1 protein-coding gene is annotated in these 771 nt (G+C 53.6%); it reads right to left on the bottom strand.

All coding sequences use genetic code 11. The features are described from left to right. A partial coding sequence (locus JMN37_RS11275) for a hypothetical protein (protein WP_252932207.1) occupies positions 1-771 on the bottom strand: 771 nt, incomplete at both ends.

The following is a 771-nucleotide window of genomic DNA, read 5'->3' as shown; positions in this document are numbered from 1 at the left end:
CTCCCAACGATCAGAAGGCTCACCCGACGCAGGATCCACACTGACCACAGCGGCCGTGTAGACAGTGGTTTCCTTCAGGTCTTCAGGAGCCTGGAAATCACAAGACTTCAAGGCGCCCTTGTCGTCGCTCTTGAACTTACACATCTTGTCCTTGAGCTCAACCTGCTTGCCCGAAGGATCAGTTGCGTACCAACGGATCGCATAATCCGCATTCGGCATCAACCCAGCCGTCTTGGTGGTCACCTTCGAACCCGCACGACCCTTGTTGTTCGCAGAGTCATACTCAGGAATATCGAAGATTGGCTGCGCAGACATCAACGGGAACTGCAGACCGTTCATATTGAACCCTGCAGCAATCGCCCCTTGGTCCTGATAGTTCTGGAACATGTTCATCGGGAACGCCGAATTCTTCACATCCCGACCCTCAATACGCGGGTAGATGTACATGTAATCCGTGTTAATGTGACGACGCTTCGCCGAGTTAATTGCGCCACCAGAGAACGCACCATACCGAGAAGCACCAGTCTCGGTCTCAAATGTCTTAGCAACCTTGCCGAAATCGCCTTCTTCAAGCTTGTTGCGCAACTGTGCAGTCTGGTTTTCCTGCGTGCGCGAGACACCATACGTGCCCTTAAACGGCAGGTAGATCTTGCCATTATCCTTCGACGGCACAACTACCGTCTCAGCGATATGCGAGCCCTCACCGTGCTCCTTCTGGTACTCGGTGATGATACGTTCCTGGTTGGCACGCTCCTGTTCAACGGTGTAGCC

It is taken from the genome of Corynebacterium lipophilum, from assembly GCF_024102595.1.
Lineage (GTDB): Bacteria > Actinomycetota > Actinomycetes > Mycobacteriales > Mycobacteriaceae > Corynebacterium > Corynebacterium pseudogenitalium.
This window is presented reverse-complemented; position numbering and strand designations above follow the sequence as displayed.